At 57.6% G+C, this 18,875-nt stretch carries 22 protein-coding genes; 12 read left to right on the forward strand and 10 right to left on the reverse strand.

From position 1 onward, the window contains the following. Positions 1–260: 260 nt before the first annotated feature. Positions 261–689 (forward strand): LexA family transcriptional regulator, encoded by a 429-nt coding sequence (locus tag APH44_RS21300; protein ID WP_028691923.1) that lies wholly within the window; start codon positions 261–263, stop codon positions 687–689. Continuing rightward, positions 679–1,962 carry a Y-family DNA polymerase gene (locus APH44_RS21305; protein ID WP_054894418.1) on the forward strand — a complete coding sequence of 428 codons (1,284 nt, stop codon included), beginning with the start codon at positions 679–681 and terminating at the stop codon, positions 1,960–1,962. Before APH44_RS21300 ends, APH44_RS21305 begins: the two co-directional genes overlap by 11 nt. A gap of 16 nt (positions 1,963–1,978) precedes the next feature. On the opposite strand, the gene APH44_RS21310 is transcribed toward APH44_RS21305, so the two are convergent. The 10 genes from APH44_RS21310 to APH44_RS21355 all read right to left on the reverse strand — a co-directional run bounded on the left by APH44_RS21310 (position 1,979) and on the right by APH44_RS21355 (position 9,378). Then, complete coding sequence (locus tag APH44_RS21310; protein WP_226342966.1) at positions 1,979–2,728, reverse strand: hypothetical protein; 750 nt, start codon at positions 2,726–2,728, stop codon at positions 1,979–1,981. A 1-nt stretch (position 2,729) separates the two neighbouring features. Further along, a complete protein-coding gene (locus APH44_RS21315; protein WP_028691925.1) occupies positions 2,730–4,001 on the reverse strand; it encodes a DUF1173 family protein in 1,272 nt (423 codons plus the stop codon). 139 nt (positions 4,002–4,140) lie between these two features. Then, positions 4,141–4,686 carry a hypothetical protein gene (locus tag APH44_RS21320; RefSeq protein WP_036986388.1) on the reverse strand — a complete coding sequence of 182 codons (546 nt, stop codon included), beginning with the start codon at positions 4,684–4,686 and terminating at the stop codon, positions 4,141–4,143. After that, on the reverse strand, positions 4,679–4,969 hold the full coding sequence (locus tag APH44_RS21325; protein WP_051555725.1) for a hypothetical protein: 291 nt from the start codon (positions 4,967–4,969) through the stop codon (positions 4,679–4,681). Before APH44_RS21325 ends, APH44_RS21320 begins: the two co-directional genes overlap by 8 nt. Positions 4,970–4,997: 28 nt before the next feature. Then, positions 4,998–5,555, reverse strand: a complete 558-nt coding sequence (locus APH44_RS21330) for a helix-turn-helix domain-containing protein (protein ID WP_051555726.1) — start codon at positions 5,553–5,555, stop codon at positions 4,998–5,000. A 456-nt stretch (positions 5,556–6,011) separates the two neighbouring features. After that, the gene (locus tag APH44_RS21335) at positions 6,012–6,647 is read right to left on the reverse strand and encodes a recombinase family protein (RefSeq protein ID WP_028691927.1); all 636 of its coding nucleotides are present in this window, start codon (positions 6,645–6,647) and stop codon (positions 6,012–6,014) included. 257 nt (positions 6,648–6,904) lie between these two features. Beyond that, positions 6,905–7,312 (reverse strand): hypothetical protein, encoded by a 408-nt coding sequence (locus APH44_RS21340; RefSeq protein WP_028691928.1) that lies wholly within the window; start codon positions 7,310–7,312, stop codon positions 6,905–6,907. Further along, positions 7,309–7,659, reverse strand: a complete 351-nt coding sequence (locus APH44_RS21345; RefSeq protein ID WP_028691929.1) for a TrfB-related DNA-binding protein — start codon at positions 7,657–7,659, stop codon at positions 7,309–7,311. Before APH44_RS21345 ends, APH44_RS21340 begins: the two co-directional genes overlap by 4 nt. Further along, positions 7,656–8,600 carry a ParB/RepB/Spo0J family partition protein gene (locus APH44_RS21350; RefSeq protein ID WP_028691930.1) on the reverse strand — a complete coding sequence of 315 codons (945 nt, stop codon included), beginning with the start codon at positions 8,598–8,600 and terminating at the stop codon, positions 7,656–7,658. Before APH44_RS21350 ends, APH44_RS21345 begins: the two co-directional genes overlap by 4 nt. 10 nt (positions 8,601–8,610) lie before the next feature. Further along, the gene (locus APH44_RS21355; RefSeq protein WP_028691931.1) at positions 8,611–9,378 is read right to left on the reverse strand and encodes a ParA family protein; all 768 of its coding nucleotides are present in this window, start codon (positions 9,376–9,378) and stop codon (positions 8,611–8,613) included. A 1,003-nt stretch (positions 9,379–10,381) separates the two neighbouring features. Between APH44_RS21355 and APH44_RS21360 the strand changes: the two genes are divergently transcribed. From APH44_RS21360 to APH44_RS21400, 10 genes are read left to right on the forward strand one after another with little or no spacing between them, the layout of a single operon-like run. Continuing rightward, positions 10,382–10,843, forward strand: a complete 462-nt coding sequence (locus tag APH44_RS21360; RefSeq protein WP_047710201.1) for a TrbC/VirB2 family protein — start codon at positions 10,382–10,384, stop codon at positions 10,841–10,843. An 8-nt stretch (positions 10,844–10,851) separates the two neighbouring features. Continuing rightward, positions 10,852–11,148: a VirB3 family type IV secretion system protein gene (locus APH44_RS30750; protein WP_011005967.1), complete on the forward strand. Its 297-nt coding sequence runs from the start codon at positions 10,852–10,854 to the stop codon at positions 11,146–11,148. Then, positions 11,135–13,819 carry a type VI secretion protein gene (locus tag APH44_RS21365; protein WP_054890149.1) on the forward strand — a complete coding sequence of 895 codons (2,685 nt, stop codon included), beginning with the start codon at positions 11,135–11,137 and terminating at the stop codon, positions 13,817–13,819. Before APH44_RS30750 ends, APH44_RS21365 begins: the two co-directional genes overlap by 14 nt. Continuing rightward, on the forward strand, positions 13,816–14,508 hold the full coding sequence (locus tag APH44_RS21370; RefSeq protein ID WP_036986392.1) for a type IV secretion system protein: 693 nt from the start codon (positions 13,816–13,818) through the stop codon (positions 14,506–14,508). The genes APH44_RS21365 and APH44_RS21370 overlap by 4 nt, the downstream gene beginning before the upstream one ends. A gap of 27 nt (positions 14,509–14,535) precedes the next feature. Beyond that, entirely contained in the window at positions 14,536–14,748 is a 213-nt protein-coding gene (locus APH44_RS21375; RefSeq protein WP_028691934.1) for a hypothetical protein, read from the forward strand. Further along, a complete protein-coding gene (locus APH44_RS21380) occupies positions 14,741–15,133 on the forward strand; it encodes a hypothetical protein (protein ID WP_028691935.1) in 393 nt (130 codons plus the stop codon). Before APH44_RS21375 ends, APH44_RS21380 begins: the two co-directional genes overlap by 8 nt. Next, a complete protein-coding gene (locus tag APH44_RS21385) occupies positions 15,121–15,984 on the forward strand; it encodes a type IV secretion system protein (protein ID WP_028691936.1) in 864 nt (287 codons plus the stop codon). The genes APH44_RS21380 and APH44_RS21385 overlap by 13 nt, the downstream gene beginning before the upstream one ends. Then, positions 15,984–16,658: a type IV secretion system protein gene (locus APH44_RS21390; RefSeq protein ID WP_028691937.1), complete on the forward strand. Its 675-nt coding sequence runs from the start codon at positions 15,984–15,986 to the stop codon at positions 16,656–16,658. Before APH44_RS21385 ends, APH44_RS21390 begins: the two co-directional genes overlap by 1 nt. A 27-nt stretch (positions 16,659–16,685) precedes the next feature. Continuing rightward, positions 16,686–17,471, forward strand: coding sequence for a TrbG/VirB9 family P-type conjugative transfer protein (locus APH44_RS21395; RefSeq protein WP_028691938.1), 786 nt, complete (start codon positions 16,686–16,688; stop codon positions 17,469–17,471). A gap of 2 nt (positions 17,472–17,473) precedes the next feature. Next, on the forward strand, positions 17,474–18,736 hold the full coding sequence (locus APH44_RS21400) for a TrbI/VirB10 family protein (RefSeq protein WP_028691939.1): 1,263 nt from the start codon (positions 17,474–17,476) through the stop codon (positions 18,734–18,736). Positions 18,737–18,875: the final 139 nt, after the last annotated feature.

Raw genomic sequence — 18,875 nt, forward strand, 5'->3', positions numbered from 1 at the left:
TCCATTCGATTCGCACAAACGAACCGCCCGTCCAGGCGGTTTTTTTGTGCCCGAAATTCGCCGCCGACTTCGCCGGTGAATTCGGCGTTCGGTGCGTAGCAGCGCCTATCATAGGCAGTTCGTTACCAGGTTTGCACGAACACCATGACCGAGAACGACTATACCTTCGCTGGTGCGGGCTGAGCCTTTTATACCAGCGGCTCTAGCCGCATCGCTCGACCTGAATTACTGTATATGGATACAGTAATTCACGGTGCCTTATGAACGCGCTTACTCCCCTCCCCCTCGCGGCTTCCGATCAGCTGCTGCAGGTGCTTGCCGGCTGTGCTGCAGGCGGCTTTCCGAGTCCAGCAGCTGACTATTACGAGCCACCACTTTCCCTGGATGAACTGATGAACATCCGCGCCCCGCATGTCTGGATCGTCCAGGTAGAAGGCGACAGCATGCGCGATGCCGGCATCTTCGACGGGAGCCGCCTGGTGGTCGACCGCTCGATCACGCCCAGCGCTGGGCATATCGTGCTGGCCTACGTCGACAACCAGCCGCTGGTGAAGCGGCTGGCCAGGTCGCCGGCAGGCTGGATTCTTGAATCGGCTAACCCCGCGTACAAGAGCATCGCGCCCAGCGAGTACGGCACCATCGAGGTGTTCGGGGTCGTGACTTGGGATCTCACGCAGCATGCACAGTGAACCTCGGCCCGTCTTCGGCCTGGTGGATGTGAACTCGTTCTACTGCAGCTGTGAGCGCATTTTCAGACCGGAGCTGCGGCAACGCCCAGTCGTTGTTTTGAGCAACTCGGACGGTTGCATCGTGGCTCGTACGAACGAGGCGAAAGCCCTTGGGTTGAAGATGGGGGACCCCTACTTCAAGGTGCGCGTCTTCTTGGAGCAGAACGGCGTCGCCGTTTTCAGCAGCAATTACACCTTGTATGGCGAGCTGAGTCATCGCGTGGGTGTGGCCATCGAATCCCTGGTACCGGACTGGGAACGGTATTCGATTGACGAACTGTTCGTGCGACTCGACGGGCTACCTGAGCCGATCATTGATGTAGGCCGGGCGATTCAAGCCCGAGTGCTGCAGTGGACTGCCCTACCGGTAGGAGTAGGCATCGGCCACACGAAGACCCTGGCAAAGGCGGCGCAGCACGCCTCGAAAGTGTGGCGAGAGAAAACAGGCGGCGTGGTCGACCTGCGCAAGCCCGAGGCGGTCGAATGGCTGCTCCGGCGAATGCCGGTTGATGAAGTGTGGGGGATCGGTCGCCGTATGCGTGACAACCTGGCCCGCGACGGAATAAGCACGGCCTGGGAGCTGTCGCAGGCCGAAGCGCGAGCGATGGGCCGCAAGTACAGCGTTGTGCTTGAACGGACCATCAGGGAGCTGCAGGGCGAATCCTGCATGGACCTTGAACAGTCCACGCCTGCCAAGCAATCGATCTGCTCAAGCAGGATGTTTGGCCAGCGTGTGCATACGCTCCAGGGCCTGCAGGAGGCGCTGGCGACCTACATTCACCGCGCCGCGGAGAAGCTGCGCCGGCAGCGCTCGCTGTGCGGTGCCCTGCGCATCGGCATCCAGACTTCATTCCATGGCGACGGGCCGAAGTACGCCAACGCGGCCTCCTGCATACCCGCATACCCAACGGATGACGTTCGGCAGCTGACCAAATACGCGCTGCAGGCGGTAGGGGAGATCTATCGGCCCGGCTTTGCTTACAGCAAGGCCGAGGTGCTGCTGATGGATCTGCGCAAGCGGGGGGAGTACACGCAGGACCTGTTCAGCCCGAGCCAACCCGAGCGCTCGGACGCTCTGATGGCTACCATGGACAAGATCAACCGCCGATGGGGCCACGACTGTTTGCGGACTGCCGCTGTCCCGCTGACGCCGGATTGGGGCATGCGGCGAGCATTGCTAAGCCCCAGTTACATGACCAGCTGGGACCAGCTGTGGAAGGTACAATGCCGGTAATTCTCGCGTGCGAGAATCAGCTTTTGCGGCTGGCCAGCCGCTTGCGGCGTACGCCAATGCTCGCACGGGATACTCCGGCAAGCTTGGCCACCAACGCATCTGGCACCTTCCCTAACAGGTGGTCGTAGCGGGACGCTACAGACACACGCTTATAGGGTTGAATACCCAAGAAAGCGCAGCGCTGCACAATCACTGGGTACGGCACGCCAACCTGCCGGCAAATTTCAGTCGGGGTCATGGTCGCCAACAGTGACTCATAACCCAACCAGGGGCCGTGGTAGTCGGGAATGGGAGTAGGGGGGCTGTCACCAGGTATTGGTTGCACAGGTTCAAAGCCCAGTCCTTCGCGGACTTCCTGAACCATGGCCAGATCGACGCTGGCCAACCGGGCAATCTCCTGGTCACTGACATAGCCAAAGAGCGATTTGTAGGGCCGCAGGTCATGACTGAGCGGCAACACCTGTTTGCGGGGTGCGGGCCGGAACACCGGCAGAATGCCCAGCGACTCGCGGTAGGCTTTGACACTTTTGTTGGTGACGCCACAACGCGCAGCGATTGCACTGTCGGGGGCAAATCCCAGCAGATTCTTGTAGGGTTCTATCATCTGGCCGACCGACCAGGGCGCAATCCCAAGTTGCTCACGGCGGCGCCGGATCCTGTGCGGGGTGGACCCGATCAAACGGGCAAGCTCAACATCCTTGAGCTTGCCCAGTTTGCAGTCGTACCACCGGGCTTGCCCCACAAGCTCCCAGTCGACGGTCGCCATGCTACGGATGCCGAGCTGGTGGGAAGGCTGGAATGTTCAGGCCACGCGGGTCTGAACTGGCATCCCAAGACCACCACCCGGTCGGCCCGTAGTGCTGGGCGTAGTAGGCGCACTTGACCTGCTTGCGGGCCAGGTACTTCGGATCCTGACGGCCATACACTTCCATCGGCACCTCTCTGCCGGCGCCGACGTCCATCAGCCAGAAATCGGGAAAGACCTGCTCCTGCCCAGCATCGAAACGCATGGGCTTGATGAACCGGCGCCCTTGCTCGCGCAACAGCGCCTCGATCACACCCTCGTAGCCAGATTCAATGGGGATCCATTCATCACTGACGACCATCAGGGCGACGTTGAGCGCTTGGGCTTTGCTGGCTGAGGTGGGCTGATCGGTCTGAACAATAGCGATGACGCGCCGCCCTTCACGCCAACCGCGCAACGCAGCCTCGTAGCTCCGGGCGGTTCTCTGCCAAAGATCGCCGTCAGTGAACAGACGCGGAATGCCGTTGAAGCCGGTGATGGTGATGTACCGGTCCATGGTCTGCTCGCGTTCCTCGGAGTAGCCGGCCAGCGGGGCAATGACGACCAAGCGGCGGCTGTTCCTCATTGCGCTGGCCACCTTGAGGCTGTTGGCGTCGGCCTGCTGGCCAGCTGAGTTCGTCGCAATGACCAGGGCATCGCCAATCCTCATGCGCGAAGCCAGCATGCGGTCGGCAGCTTGCTGCAGCCGACTGTGAATCAGCCCGAGGCCGCGCTTGCCGGCCATGCCTGGCACCCACTGATTGAGGCCCGCTTCGCTCCATAGCAGATGCAGCAGGCCACCCAAGGTCATCGCCGGCTTCGTGGGCTTTCCGCTTGATGGGGCAGGGGCGGTGCCCTCCATCGGCTGAACTTCTGCCGGATCCTTCTTGCGCAGCGATAGGGTGAGTTTGACCTTGAGGTCACCGTCCTTGGTTTCCTCGACCACGCCTTTGCTGTAGGCGCCTAAGCCCGACTTGTCGGGGTCGGGCGAGTAGTACAGGCAATCAAGCGCATGCTCGGCGCCGGTGTGGGGATAGCGGGATAGGTGGAAAGAATCCTTATCTGACCTGTGCCGTACGGCCAACCTCCGCGTGCCTTTGCCTGGGCACAGGCAGCGGACCAGGGCATGGCCGTGTGCCTTCTGCAGCACGCCTTTCCACTGCACCGCATAGCTTGGCTGGGTCTGGTAAGCCTCCGAATACTGCTCGGCCTTTTCGCCAAGCCCGATGCTTACCGCATACCGTTGATCTGCCATAGCTGCTTCCTCCGTGTCGCTGTGAAATCTCCCGTGCTCGATGTACAATGAGCAGGTGGATTTTTGCTCCTTCGCAAAAACCTAGAAACCCGCAAGCATTGCCGTGCTGCGGGTTTCGTCTTTTTGGGGCCTGGCTAAATCAGGCCTTGAAGTCGCCAAGCTCGATGACTGGCGTAGCCTGTGCAATGTCGATCTGCGTGGTGCGACCATCAGCCGTACGAAACGCCATGTTCATTGGCGGTGCAGGATCGTCCTGCAGCTGGGCCACGCAGCGCTTGTTCAACAACTCGAAAAGCCACTCGGCATCATTGACCGCATCCACCGGATCACGCGGTAACGCTTGCTGCAAGCTGTGCCTAAACCAGTGCGAGCTGGTGGGATCAGCCAACGCAGCTGCAATTTCACTGTCTGCCTCGCTGGCCACCAGTGCCTTGTCTACCGGCTGAGTTGTCGCCTGGATGGCTAACTGATCGATGGCACGCAGTTCATGCTTGGTCGCCTCGTCCAGTCCGCTGTCGAAGTTGGTCAGCTGGGTGAGGGCGGTCAGTTGCCACCAGGCCGAAGAAACACCCTCATTGCGGTCCACGCCGTTGGGCAGCGCCAAGGCACCGGTCAGCTCGACCAGGTGCTGCTTGGCGGATTCGATCAGCGTCCGCTGCAGCTGTGCATAGCGCTCGTCAGACATGATCGACTTCCCCAGCTGCCGGTTCTTGCTTGGCCTCCAGGGCCGCAACGACGGTGCAGTGGTCGAGCGATACCGCACCGGACAAACCGGCAACAAAAATCACGGCTTGGCCACACATCACCCACGCTTTGCCTCGCGTTTCGTCGCGGTGCGTTTCACCCTGGCCATACAGTTCTTCGTAGCTGACCAAGGCGCCATGTGGGTAATCGCTGTTCCAGTCGAAGCATTGGGCCTTGGCGTGCAGCTCCTGTTCTTCGAAAGTCCTGTTGCTTGGCTGTGGCATCGTGAATCTCCCTGAATGATGATCGCGGTTAGCTGTTGCTGTGTGGAATCGACGGCATATCAGGCAACATGCCGTCCAGCGATTCCTGGGCGGGTGGGTCCATGCCAGGGCCTGCAGGCAATTGAATGTCGCCGTCTTCCATCGTTGGCAGCTGCTTGAGCTTGGCATCGCCCAAATCGGCCTGGTCCTCTGTCGAAACCAGCACCCGTGCGTTGAATAGGGCGTACTGCAGATTGTCCCGCTTGTCGGCCCAAGCGATGCGGCTGTTCACCACATAAGCGAGCGTGCCACCCCGTTGGCCACCTACGCTGATGGTCTGGATCCAGTTGTGCTTGGTCAGAATGGCGATAGCGCGTTTTGTGGTGGCCACCGATGTTTCCATCAGTTTGGCCAGCGTGGCCTGGCTGATAATGAGCGCGCCTTGCTTGTCCATGTGCTGCACCAGGATGTGCATCAACTGGGCGGCGCGGGGCGCCTGCGCTGTCAACGCGGCCCATGCTTCGTGGCCAGCGCGTTCAGTCTGCACCCAAGTGCCGCGCTGGGCAGGCTGCGCATAGGCGCGGATCTCGTTATTGTCACTGGCCATTGGGCCTCCTACAGTGCTGTTGCTTGATCGATATCGAGCAAATTTGTCAGATATCGTTCATGAGTCACGCATACCCTAGCTCATATGGTGAGCGATGGGTAGCTCATACTTGCACGTTATCTCTCAAATCTTGTGCGATATCTCTCACCAATGAGCTAGGGGTAGCTCATGGAGGGGGGGTAGCTCATACGGTGAGCTAACCTAGCTCACGGATAATGAGCTAGGGGTAGGTCATAGATAGTGAGCGATGGTCGCTCACGGATCATGATCGGAGGTTCGTGCATACTATGAGCGAGGTGCTGCCCTGCAGGCCGCGTATTACAAGGGCTTGTAGTCGTGGTTCTTATGATCTCCTAACGCTTGCTCCATTTGCATTGGCTGTTAGGGCCTCAAAGTCGCCTGGCCGGCGGCGGCCAGTCGTGAATGGCTGACAGACTCCGGCTTCGCCTGCGCTAGTCAACCATTCCCGACCGGCTCGACTGAAAGCTCGTCACGAATACGCATGACAGTTGTGGTTGAACAGTTGGCATGGCGGGCCGTGGCGCGGATCCCGAGGTTGGCACCCAGCAGCTCGCGCACACGCTTACGCAGATCCTCGTCCACGGGCCGGCCCTTGTACACACCTGCCGCCTTTGCTTTGACGATGCCCTGGTGCTGTCGCTCCCGGCGCTGCTGATAGTCCTTACGGGCAATTGCCGCCATCATGTCGATCATCATGTAGTTGATGGCCGACAGCATGCGATCTGTGAATTCATCGTTGGTGGGCAATGTCATGCCCTGATGGCTGGTCGGCAGATCGATGGCGACGATACGCAAACCTCGCTGGTCTATCGCGCCCTTGAGTTCCCGCCAATCCTGATCACCCATGCGCGATAGTCGATCGATACTCTCCACCAGCAACACATCGCCCCGCCTTGAATCTTTCAATAGCCGGATCAGCTCGGGTCGGTTGGCATGCGAGCCGCTGGCGTTCTCCATGTAACTGGCTGCAATGGCGAGGCCGAAGCCGGCGACGAATGCTTCCAGCTGATCACGGGCGCGGCTAGCGTCTTGATCATCGGTCGAAGCTCGTAGGTAAGCGCGGATGAACATTGGGGATACCGTATCAGTATGGGTGTACTCAAATCAGTGTATCAGAATGGGTGTTTTTTTTGTTTCTGCGCCGAAGGGGTAGGGCAGGGCATATCTGTGCCATATGGGGTATACCCATTTGTGACGATATAGTTTCCCGGTCCCCGAAGTGACGAATGCGAGGGTTGGGCGCCTGGCCAGCCGCCTAGCCCGTGGGCGCAATGTCAGTCAATTCGTCACTTTAGGGACCGGTCCATTCGTCACTCCAGGGACCTGGATCAGCCTTGCAGTTTGCTGAATTCGCGATACAACCGCGCCAAGAGAGGTTGAGCGGCTTCCAACTCGGCCAGTTCTGCCGAGGTAACTTTTCGATGTTCCAAAGCGCTTACCACGGGTGCTGCCAGCTTCTTGGCTTCTTCCTCGCCGAAGTCTTTGACCCATTGGTCATATCCGCCTGGGTATCGGCCCTGTTCTCCGGCCTGACGCAGATCAAACAGCGCCTGGTCATCCTCTTGGTGCGCGTGCTTCAACTGCTCAGTCCATTTCTTTCGGTCTGACAGCTCAGGGCCGAAGATTTCGAGCAGCCGGGTATCGGCCAACGTACGCAGTGAACGGTTGATACCCGCCAAGCTTTCCTGCAATGGCTGCAGCAGCTGGGCGAGATCCTTATCGGTTGGGGTGGTCATGGTTCAACGTCCTTGGTGGTCATGGAATGTGTCTGCCAGTACCGAAGCCGTTCGGCGTCGGCCTCCAGCACGAAGCGATCAATCATTTCGGCAGGTGCGCAGATCTGCGCGCACCGCCAGCCCTCCGGGGTCTGTGTCAGGTAACTGGAATAGATCTTGTCGCGGATGGCCAAGGCGCGCTGCTTGGTAAGTCCGTGCGCATTGGCGACCGCGACAAGGCCCTTGCCTTCGACCAGGATCTCGAAGGCTACGTCGAGGCTGCGTGAGTGCATTTTCGACTTGGTGCGGATCCGCTCGAATTCCTCTCGGGGGATCCGCAGGTCCTGGTCAGGATGCCGGGCGGTCATTCAGAGCCTTTCCATCGCTCGGCCAGCTGCGCACGGGCTTTCTCCAACTCGGCCTTGAGGTAGGTGTTTTCCGAGGTGAGCGTTTCCACCTGTGCTGAAAGCACAGCGTTTGCCTCGCGCAGTTTGCCCAACTGGTCATCGAGCAGGGTTTGCTGGGTCGAGTTCCCCGGTGCGCCTTTTTCGGATCCTTTCTTGGATCCGCCGTTATGTACGCGGAGGGCTTTGGTGTTGCGCAATGTGGTGCGGACCTCCTGGCGGAGATTCAGGTCTTCATTGCCCTCTGCGCGCTCCAATAGATCCGCAGCAGCTTGCGGGTCCAGTTTATCGAGGCGGCTGATATCGTTGACCGTCGAGATATCCGCAGTGATGCCACGAGCGACCGCCTCGCGGCCTGCGCCTTCCTTGGTGACGTTCACCAGATAGGAAAGGCGTTCAGCCACCCAGTTGATCCCTTTGGACCATTCAGCAGCGACCTTCTCCAGGGTGCCGAGCCTGTCCTTGTCTTCCTGCAGGGCAAGTGCCAGTTCCAGCTGAGTGAGGTTTTCGCTGTGAACGTTTTCGGACCGCTGAATGCGCTTCGCTTGAGCATCGGTAAGGTCTTTCACCGTCACTTCGACCAGCACACCCGCAATGATGCACGCCCTATAACGGCGTTCACCGGCAACCATCAGGTACTTGAAGCCTGACTCAGGGTTTGGGTGCGGTCGTATTACGCAGGGTTCGATCTGGCCGTTTACCAGAATGTCGTCCGCCAGTTCCCGTAGCGATTCGTCAGAGAATCCTGGGTTGTCTTGGCTACGGATCTGCTTCACACACTCGATTTCGCCAGGGTTGACCTTTTCAATCAGCGCACCTTCATTGGCCGGGCGCTTTTGAAAGTCAGAAAGCTTTTTGGCCGTCGCCGCAACTGCACGACCAAAGGAGTTTTTCTTCTCCGTCATGATTCAATCCTCACTCCGCAAAGACCTTGCTAAGCACCGCTGCGCAGGCCCGTTTCATTTCTTTACCCGCATCCCGCTGACTCCCGCTGCGAGCTTTACGCCACACAGGGTTGCCGGCTGCCAGAGATTTGTTGATGCAGGGGCGGTGGGTGATTTGTTCGTTGAACATGGCCTCGCCGTGTTCCTCGCGAAGGCTCGGCAAGATCTCCAGTTCTTCGCTTGAGCGGCTATTGATGAGGTTCGGCAAGAAACCTAGGAAACGCAGGCCCGGGTTGTATTGATCCTGCACAGTTTCAATTGTGGCCATCAGCTTCGGCATGCGAGCCAGGGTGAATGCGCTGATGTTGAACGGAGTGACAACTGAATCAGAAGCCGCTAGGGCGGCAATCATGCGGCGCTGCAGGTTCGGCGGAGTATCGATCAAGCAAAGGTCGAACTCGTCATTGAAGCGGTCCAGAGCCTTGGCGAGATTGGTTACAACGTCCAGCTCCATATCATCCACATCCAGCAGCGCTACGTCGGCCTCGATAAGCCAGATGTTGGGCGCAACCTGGCGGGGGACGAAGCCGGCGTGCTCGTCAGTGAAAAGCTGACTGGCCATGAGGTAGGGCGTATCGTCGCCATCCTCGATAGGGGGGAAGAACTGCGACAGGTCGCTTTCGTCCAGGTCGAGTACAAGCACACGTTTACCTTGTTCTGCTGCATAGCAGGCCAGGTGGGCTTCAAGGGTGGTTTTGCCAACGCCACCCTTTTGGTTCGCAACGGCAGTGCGTTTCATGGTGACCTTCCTATGATCTCCGGTGGAGCAGTGGATTGAACGTGGGATCATGCTTGCATCAGTAAACCCCATAGTCAACCCCTAAAAAGGGTTTACTAGATTTTCTCGCATGCGGGAAATTGATAAGGGTCACGGATCAGCGCTGTGGCTTTCTCGCATGCGAGAAAGGTAGGGAAGGGAGTTGCTACACTGCGCGCACGTCAACATGTGTCGTACGGGATGGTTTCCTTGCGTACAGATCCTGTTGGCCAGGGTGGCAGTTCGGGGCGGCTCCCAGCTGCCACCTGACCACCCTCCAAAGCTCGTCCTAGACCGTTCGTCGGGCAATCTGAGCAAAACCTATTTCTCGTTGTCTTCTGCGCGAGGTGTCTCATCCCCGAAACACCTTGTTACCCGGCACGAAGCCGGCGTCCGTGCATTGCAGATGCCAGAAATATGGATATTTCCTTTTCAAATCAAAGACCTATTCAAATCACACCCTTACCAGGCGTTAGCCAGGGGCTTGGCCGTTCGTCGCCGAATGTGATGGATCCGATATTTCTCACAGTGAAACCTTGATTTCGTGAAATGAAAGGCATATCTTAAACCACGAAACACGGATTTCATGGATCAAAACTCGAAAGAGGGAAGAAATGCGAGGTGGGATCTAGAACAAAATCGAAGAGGACTCCAGTATCGCCCCTGTATTTGGCCAAGAGCTGCCCAGGGGAAGAGATGCAGAGCCTAGAGAAGAAAGATCTGGCGGTTTTCGCCGTCGCCCAGCCGGATTACCGAGTGATCCTTAATGAAAGGCAGGATAGCGACGGTCGGAAATGGGAATTAATCATTGAGAGCCCTTCAACGGGACAACGCTTCAACGTAGTAACCTCGTTAGGGAAAACACGGTTATTTAAGAATGCCGATACTGCTATCGACTTCATAAAGGATACCTGCCCTAACAATCCTAATAAGGCAATAACCGTAACGTACGGGGGTTCCCCGTCATGATCAAAGAGGCAATGGTATGCAACTCTCTGCTCGCAAAACTCAACGCAACGTAGGTATCAACGACAAACAAACCTGGCGGACCTGGCTCAAGGACAAAGCCACTGCAACTCTGAAACAAGTTCTCTCGCAAAAGACTCCATCGCACAAGGCATTGATGCGCGATGACTGGATGGCCAAGGCCACCAAGATCGCAGTGTTGGGGTCGCTGTTCTCCTTCGCAATCCTCCCTGAAATCGCCAACGCGGCAATGGATTTCAGCGGCCTGAAAAACCTGGCCAAGGACGTAGTGTCCTTCCTCATCTTTGATATCGGCTACTACCTGGGCATCGCAGCCATTGCGTTCTGCGGCTTCCAGGCCAAGTCGGGGCGCATGTCGTGGGGCCAGTTCGGCTGGGCTGTTGCCGGCGTGTTCCTGGTGTTCTTCTCGCCAAACCTGGTCGATACCATCAAAACCGGTGCGCAAACCGCACTGAAGTGAGGTAAGCGATGGCCGAGTACGACGACCTTGAAGAAGGTGAAGTGCTCGTATTGGCAATGGCCCGGCCTTCAATGGTCGGACCATTCACATTGTCGAGCATTCTTATAAGTCTGATAGCACCCGTGCTGTTAGCACTGTTGATTCGATCACTGTACCCGTTGGGTCTTATCCCAGTCTTGTTTGTCATTTCGTATTGGATATGCAGTAAAGACGTATATCTATTCGGAGTTCTACAGGCAGCAAGTAACTTGAAGGCATCGCGGTTACGCAAACTTTGGGGGTATCGCAGTTATGCGCCTCGTTGATAAAGCATTCAAAAAGCTGACGCGAAATATGGATCTTTCGCTTGGCGTTCAGCATCCAGAAGCTGCGGCATTGGATGATGATGAAATGCTGGTGAGCGCAATGGTGCCGTATGACGTTCACTACGATGACGAAACCGTTATCACCAGCGAGGAAGCGCTGGTTCAAGTCATCAAAGTGGACGGCCTCTTGTTCGACTCGCTTTCCGCCGAGCAGATCAAGCGCTTCGAGCAGCAGCGCAACACTGTGTTCCGCACCATCGCAAGCAGTGACCTGACTGTCTACGTCACGTTCGTGCGCCGCAAGGTGACCGACTTTCCTGATGGCGTAGGCGGTACCTGGTTCTCCCAGCAGTTCAACAAGCGTCTTCGCCAGCGCTACGAGAGCCGTGGTTTCTACATCAACGACATCTACATTTCGTTGGTAAGAAGGCGTTTTCGTGCGGGTATGCCAGGTCTGATGGATCGGGCTATCGCGCTGATGACCGGTACCGAGGCCACTAAGAATGAAGCGGAATCGCTGGATGCGATGGCCGACTCGCTCTACAAGGCCTCCAACCTGGTGCTGCGTAGCCTGGCTGACTACGGTACTCGCCGGCTACGGGTGCAGCGTCATCCTGAGCCGCGTATGGGCCGTATTGATCGTGAAACTGCGTTCAACGCCGTGCAGCGTTTCCAGCTGCAGTGGCATGACTTCAAGGCAACGGTTGGTGATCACGAAGTCTACGAAGCGGAAGCCGTGCATGACTTCCTGGGTGAGGAATTCTGCGAGCTGAGCAGTTTCTTCAACTACCTGATCAACCTCGACAACCGCAAGGTGCCCGTATCGGACCTGCTGATCAGAGAGTCGCTGCCATACGCCCGGCTGAATTTCCGGGTCCTGGCCAACATGTGCGAGATCCGTGGCAGCACCGAGTCGAAAATCGGCGCGATGCTAAGCATGGGCGAATGGCCGCGCCGTACACCGTCGCGCATGCTCGACAAGTTCCTGCAGCAGCCGGTGGAGTTCATCATCACCCAGTCGTTCACCTTCCAGAACCGGATTGAGGCTGAGCAGGGGATGCTGGATGAAACCCGTCGCATGACCGTGGACGACAAGCACAACATTTCTGAGGACGACCAGAAGGAACTGAAACAAGGTATCAGCGACCTCCGCCGTGGCAATGCGGTCAATGGTGCGCATCACCTGACCATTTTCGTGCATGTGCCATCGCTGCCGATGACTACCGAGGCAAACCGGGAGATCAACCGCAAGCGCCTGGATCATGCGGTTGGCCTGGTGGAAGGTTGCTTCGTTGAAATGCTGGTCAAGCCAGTGCGTGAATGGTTCGCTCTGGAAACCTTCTTCTGGTCGCAACTACCGGGCCAGAAAGAAGCGCTGATCGGTCGACGCGGCAAGATCAAGTCCAGCAACTTCGCCGGGTTTGCATCCTTGCACAACTACGCCCGGGGCCGTCGCGATGGCAACCTGTGGGGGCCTGCGATCACCGCCTTTGAGACGGAGAGCTACACGCAATACAACTTCAATTTCCACCGTGAAATGGAAGGCATGGTAGCGGGCCACTTAGGCATGGCGGCTGATACCGGCATGGGTAAAACCACGCTGCTGACCCTGCTGGTTTCCGAGGCAGACAAGGCTGAGCCGCTGGTGTTCTGGTTCGACAACCGCTTTGGGGCAAAGGTGTTCATGAAGGCTATGGGCGGCGTTCACACCACACTTTCCCCGCACAGCAACATGCGCTGGAACCCGCTCAAGCTGCCCGATACGCCGGAGAACCGTGCGTACCTGGTTGATTGGCAAGTACAGATGCGCGAGTGCTACGCCTCGACGCCGACCAGTGCCGAAGACATTACCCGGTTCAAGGCAGCAGTGGAGGAGAACTACGGTCTGCCGCTTGCTGATCGCCGCCTGCGTAATGTGGTCTGGACCTACGGCCAGGGCGAGCTGGCCGACATTATGGCCATCTGGCATGGCGCCAAAGGTGTTACCGGCGCTAATGCGGGTGTGTTCGACAATGCCGAGGACTCCATCGACTTCTCGCAAGCGCGGCACTACTGCTTTGAAATGATGGAGCTGCTCAAGGGGGGGGAAGCCCGTCCCGAGCTGCCTGTCGTGATGAGCTACCCGCTGCATCGGATCGAGCAGGCCATGAATGGCCGCCCGTTCATCCTGGTGCTGGAAGAAGGCCAGAACCTGGTCAAGAACGAGTTTTGGCGCAAGAAAATCGACAACTTCATCATGCAGATCCGCCGTAAGAACGGGCTGATTATCTTCGTGACGCCGGATGCCAAGTATTTCCGCAGCGAAACGGACTCCATCGATAAGCAGACCGTCACCAAGATCTACCTGGCCAGCGACCAGGTGAAAGATGAAGACCATGAAAACCTGACGGTGGCCGAGCGGGAATGGCTACGCAAGCTCAACCCGAAGGAACACAAATTCTTGATCCGTCGTGGTCGGGAATCGGTGCGGGCTTGTTTCGATCTCTCGTCGGATAACCCTGATGAGGACCTGTCCGACTTTATCCCGGTCCTGTCCTCGAATGACGTTGGTGTCGCCCTGATGGATCAGATCATCGAGCGCCTTGGCACCGACGATCCAGCGGTCTGGGTACCTGTGTTCATGCAGGAAGCCAAGGCCAAAAACACCCACAACTTGAAGGCGGTTCGATGATGACAACTATCAAGAAACTCGGCTTGGCAGTCGCCGTATCCATGGCCATTAGTGGCCAAGCGCACGCAGTCGGTGTGCCGACTGGTGACGCCGGCACCTGGGCGGCTCTGGCGCAGAACCTGGCTGTGCTGCAGCAGCAGTACCAGACGCTGAAAGACCAGTACGAGACGCAGGGCAACATCCTGAACAACCTGCAGGGTGCTTACGGTCGTGGCGCGATTGGCCTGAACGAGTCGATTAACTCGGCCTCGGTCGTACCTGGCTCTTGGCAAGAGGTGGTGTCTCGGCAGAACAGCGGCGCTTACGGAAGCAAGCAGAGCTACTACGAGCAGTTGATCAACACGTTGCCGCAGGAGCTGTTCACCGCACCGGAAAGCAATCGTGCCAAGGACTACCAGCTCAGTTCTAACTCGGTTGTGGCTGCGCTGTCCGCAGGTGATGCGCTTTACAGCGAAGTGCAGGTCCATCTGAACAACTTGGCCACCCTGTCCCAGCAAGTGGACCTGACGACCAACGCCAAGGATGCTGCCGACCTGCAGAACCGCATCGCCACTGAAAACGGCATGTTGACCTCGGCCCAATCGAAGCTGCAGGCCCTGAACATGAACCTGCAAGCGAACCTGGCCAACCAGGAAAACCAGGCTACGGCACAGAACGAACAGTTCTTCCGCTGGAAAGACGAAAACTGATTCTCGCATGCGAGAAAGGAGAACCCTATGAATGCGCTCTGGCTGATCCTCAAGGTAATCACCTTCCCGGCTTGGGGGCCGCTCTGGCTGACCTGGAAGCTTGGCAAGTTCCTGCTGGTCCTGGTGCTGGTGTCTGCCGCCTCGGGTTGCGTTACCAACAGCGGCACCATCGACAAGTCGCCATGCGCCTGTGAATTCACCCCATTTGTCATCCAGCACAAGGAGTCCCGCAATGCGTAAGTTCTTCACCCTGACCAACATCATCTGCGTGGGCGTGGTCGGCTTTGCGGCGGCGTCGATCATCTACGTCAATGTCACCAACATCAATTTCAGCTCTACGCCGGAGGACGAAGCGGCGCCGGTAGTCGAGGTGCAAACCGGCAATCCTTTGCTGAAAGCAACCAAAGACGATGTAGCAGGCTGGTTCCCTGGCACCTGCTTTGCCGAGATCTACATGCAAAACCCGTCGTACAACGGCGGTCTGGTGAAAGGCTGCATCGACAAAACCGCGCAGGAGATCAAGGCCCAAACCGGAGCTGCCTTGAGTGCTGAGGACTTCCGGTCGCCCGAAGTGATCTCCCACTTCAAGACCGTATACGGGGCCGGGAATCCATGGCGCAGCTGACGTTACAAGGCCTGGTTGGGGCCACTGATGAAGTAACCACTTCCTTTGTCAGTGAGGTCTTCCCCAACCTGGCCAGCATGGTAGAGCCGCTGGTATGGACTCTGGCGGTGGGCTACTGGGTCGCTTTGGGTCTGCAGATGTACAACGGCCATGTTTCAGTCAAAGGCTGGGATATCGTCAAGCGGGCCATGTTGACCGCCCTGGTGTTTACCTGCCTGAACTGGTCCGCAGGCGGGACGGTTCTTTATCAGGCCTGGGGCGCTTGGACCGAAAGTATCGCGTCAAAGATCATGAGCGGCGGCGTAAGCACGAACTCCATGCTCGATGCGCTTTACGTCGATATTGGCAAGGTCGCCAGTACGCTGATGAATGTCAGCTGGCGGCAGGCAGCGATGATCTTGATGGGGACCGGCCTGTTTGTGCTGAACTGCATCCTGTTTATCGCGGCTGTGCTGAACATGCTGATTGCCAAGTTTGGTGCAGCAATCGTCATGGCGATACTACCGATCATGATTGGCTTTATCTTCTTTGATGCGGTGCGCCAGTGGGCAATGAACTGGTTTAGCAAGATGCTGAACTTCTCATTGATCTACATCCTGTCGATTGCTGTTGTCCGTTTTGGTTATTCCGTGTTCGGGGATGCAATCAAAGAAGTGGCCGCAACGGCAACTGTTACAGATGCCGCCCTGATCACTGCGCAGCAATGGGGCCAGTTGGTGATTGTTGAGGGTGTCATGATCATTTGCATGCTGCAGGTGCGCGGTTGGGCAGCAGCATTGTCATCGGGCGCGGCTGTTGGTGGTTCATCGCTGGTGCTGATGGCACTGCGTACTTTAGGGGTTCGTAAATAATGGACAAACAAGACAAGCAATTTGATAAGGCTGAAAAAGCCCGTCGTAAGCGTGAAGTCGAGGGCAACAAGACTCGCCAAGAGCGTAACCGTTCGCTGTTTTTCCAGGGGGTGCAGGCAGCTGTGATCTTGGGCCTTGGATTCGCCGTGGCAAGCTTGGCGAATTCCAAGACCTACATTCCGGTCGTCACGGTACTAGGAGCTGACGGCGAGGTCCTGAAACAGCGCGTCATCGACCAGGACAACGTTGATCAGGAACAAGCGATCATCGAGAAAACCCTATTCGACATGATCCGCGCATGTGAAACCTTTGACCCCAAACGTAAGCAGCAGTTGTCCGATACCTGCCATACCTACCAGACGCAGCAAGTTGCCCGGGAGTATGAGGAAGTCACCAACCCGGAAAACCCGCAGAACCCCTATGTTCTGCTGGGTGAAAACGATTGGATCGAAGGGCAGCCGTACTTGATGAATAAAGTTGGCGATGAATACCAAGTTTCCTTCAAGTCAATTACCCATAAATGGGGTGACAAGGAACCGGTTGAACGTCGTTACCTTGCAACCATCAAGATTGCGCATACTTTGGTACCCCGTGCCCTTGGGGATCGCTGGGAAAACCCTTTTGGCACGCTGGCCACTGTGTATCGCAAGAGCGAAGAACTGAGCCGCCGGTAATTCGCTGAACTGACAAGGAAACTAATCATGAAAAAACAGTTTGTTTTGCCGACTGCTATTGCTTTGAGTTTGTCTCTTTGCGCATTTAGCACCCATGCCGCAAAGTTGCCGAAGCCGCTTTCCAGTGATAATCGCGTAAAACAAGTGCCGTACGATCCCAACCAGGTTTATGAGTTGGTGGGCACTTATGGCTACCAGACTTCCATCGAGTTTGAAGCTGATGAAATGGTGAAGGTCGTGGCCCTGGGCGACACCATCGCCTGGCAGAGCATGCCATTTCGCAACCGTGTGTTTCTCAAGCCGGTAGAAGACAACGCCGACACCAACATGACGGTGATCACCTCCAAGCGTACCTACTACTTCCAGCTGAACAGCACCAAGGTCAAGTCGGGCCAGTCGTACCTGGTGCGATTCGTTTACCCGAACGCTCGCATCACCTCGTACAACCCCGAGGGGGAAACCCCTGCTGGCAGTACCCCGGTCACCAGCTCGGGCACTCCGGCATCGCCGAACATCAATTACGGCTACTCGGGGGACAAGGAAGCCATCGGCGTGCAGGGCGTGATGGACGACGGTCAGTTCACCAAGTTCCTGATCAAGAAAGGCGCCGATCTGCCGCAGTTCTACCGCGTACTGCCGGATGGTACCGAGGCGATGGTCGATGCTCGCCGTGAAGGTGAGTACATGGTCGTCAAGCGCCTGGCCAGCATGTTCGTCTTGCGCAGTGGTAATGCCTACGTCTGCGTTGAAAACCTGGCCAATCCCTACAAGCGCACCGTAACCCGTGGTGCCCGTGACGGCGGGGGGGCATAAAGATGGCCACCGAACCTACTCAACCTCAAGAAAAGACCCGTGACGAAGAGATCCGCGAGTGGAACGAGTCCAACTCGATGCTCAAGGGCAAGGCAGGCAACAGCAAGCGCAGTGGTATTGCCATTGCGGTAGCCGCAGTGGTCGCCTGTGGCTTCGCGTACATGGTTACCCATGGCGATGACGAAACCGAAAATAAAGACACGCTGAAAAAAGAAGAACTGGTCGCGGCCAGCCCGCGCAAAGTGATGGATCCGCCACCTCGTCGGGAGGCTGCGAAGGTCGCGCCGGTGAGCAATGAGCCGGGCGCGCCGGCAGATACGCCACGTTCGGTCGTTGACCGGCAGCAGCAAGGCGCCGTGAGCGATGAAGAACGACGCCGGCAGCAGCTGGAAATGCAGGCCCAACTGGAGCGGGAGAAAATGCTCGCGGCACGGCAGCGCTCGGCCATTTTCGCGACGGCCAAAGACGAAGGTTTTGACCAAGGGGCAGGGCAGGGCGCCGATGGCCAGCAGGCCAACGGTGGCTCTCTACTGGGTGGCGGTGGTCGTTCTTCACAAGGCCCGATGAATGCAAACGATGCTTTCGCCGCGTCTACCTACAGCGATAGCGTGCCGTTCACCGAAGCCCGTGTGATGGAGAACCTGGGATACAAAGTGCTGCAGGGGGCTGTCATCGAGGCAACCCTGCAGCCCCGCGCTCAAAGCCAACTGCCTGGTCAAATCTGCGCGTCGATTGCACAGGATGTATACGCCGCCGAAGGGCGCCGGGTAATGCTCCCGTGGGGTTCCTTGGTGTGTGGGAGCTACAACGCCAGCTTGAAGCCGGGCCAAGAGCGCTTGTTTACCATCTGGAACTTTGTGCGAATCCCGCGCCTGGACGGGCGCCCTCCGATGGAAATCCCGCTCAACAGTGCCGGTACCGACCAGTTGGGTACCGCTGGCCAGGGTGGCGTGGTCGACAACCACTGGGCGCAGATTTTCGGTGTCGCGGCTGCGGTATCGATCATCGGCGCCGGGGCCTCGAACAGCGGTGTTTCGTCGAGCGATCAGGAGAATTCCTCGTCCCGCTACCGCAGCGAAGTACAGGAAGCCGCCGCCGATTCGGCACAGACCATTTTGGGCCGCTACGCCAACATTCAGCCGACCGTGACTGTCCCGCATGGCTCGCGTGTCGTGATTTATCTGCAGCGCGACCTGGACTTTACCAAGGCATTCGCCAAGCAGGCCGAACGCGCCGAAAGCGGCGGCGTTACCTTCATCAACTGAGGACCGGATATGTCTGAGATTGCATCCTTTCGCACAAAACTGGGTCCGCTTGCTGGCATGTTGGATGACCCGGAAGTGACAGAGATCGCTATCAACGGTCCAGACAACGTATGGGCCGGCTACCGCAGTAGCCGGTTCA

The organism is Pseudomonas sp. NBRC 111143 (assembly GCF_001320965.1).
Classification (GTDB): domain Bacteria; phylum Pseudomonadota; class Gammaproteobacteria; order Pseudomonadales; family Pseudomonadaceae; genus Aquipseudomonas; species Aquipseudomonas machongensis.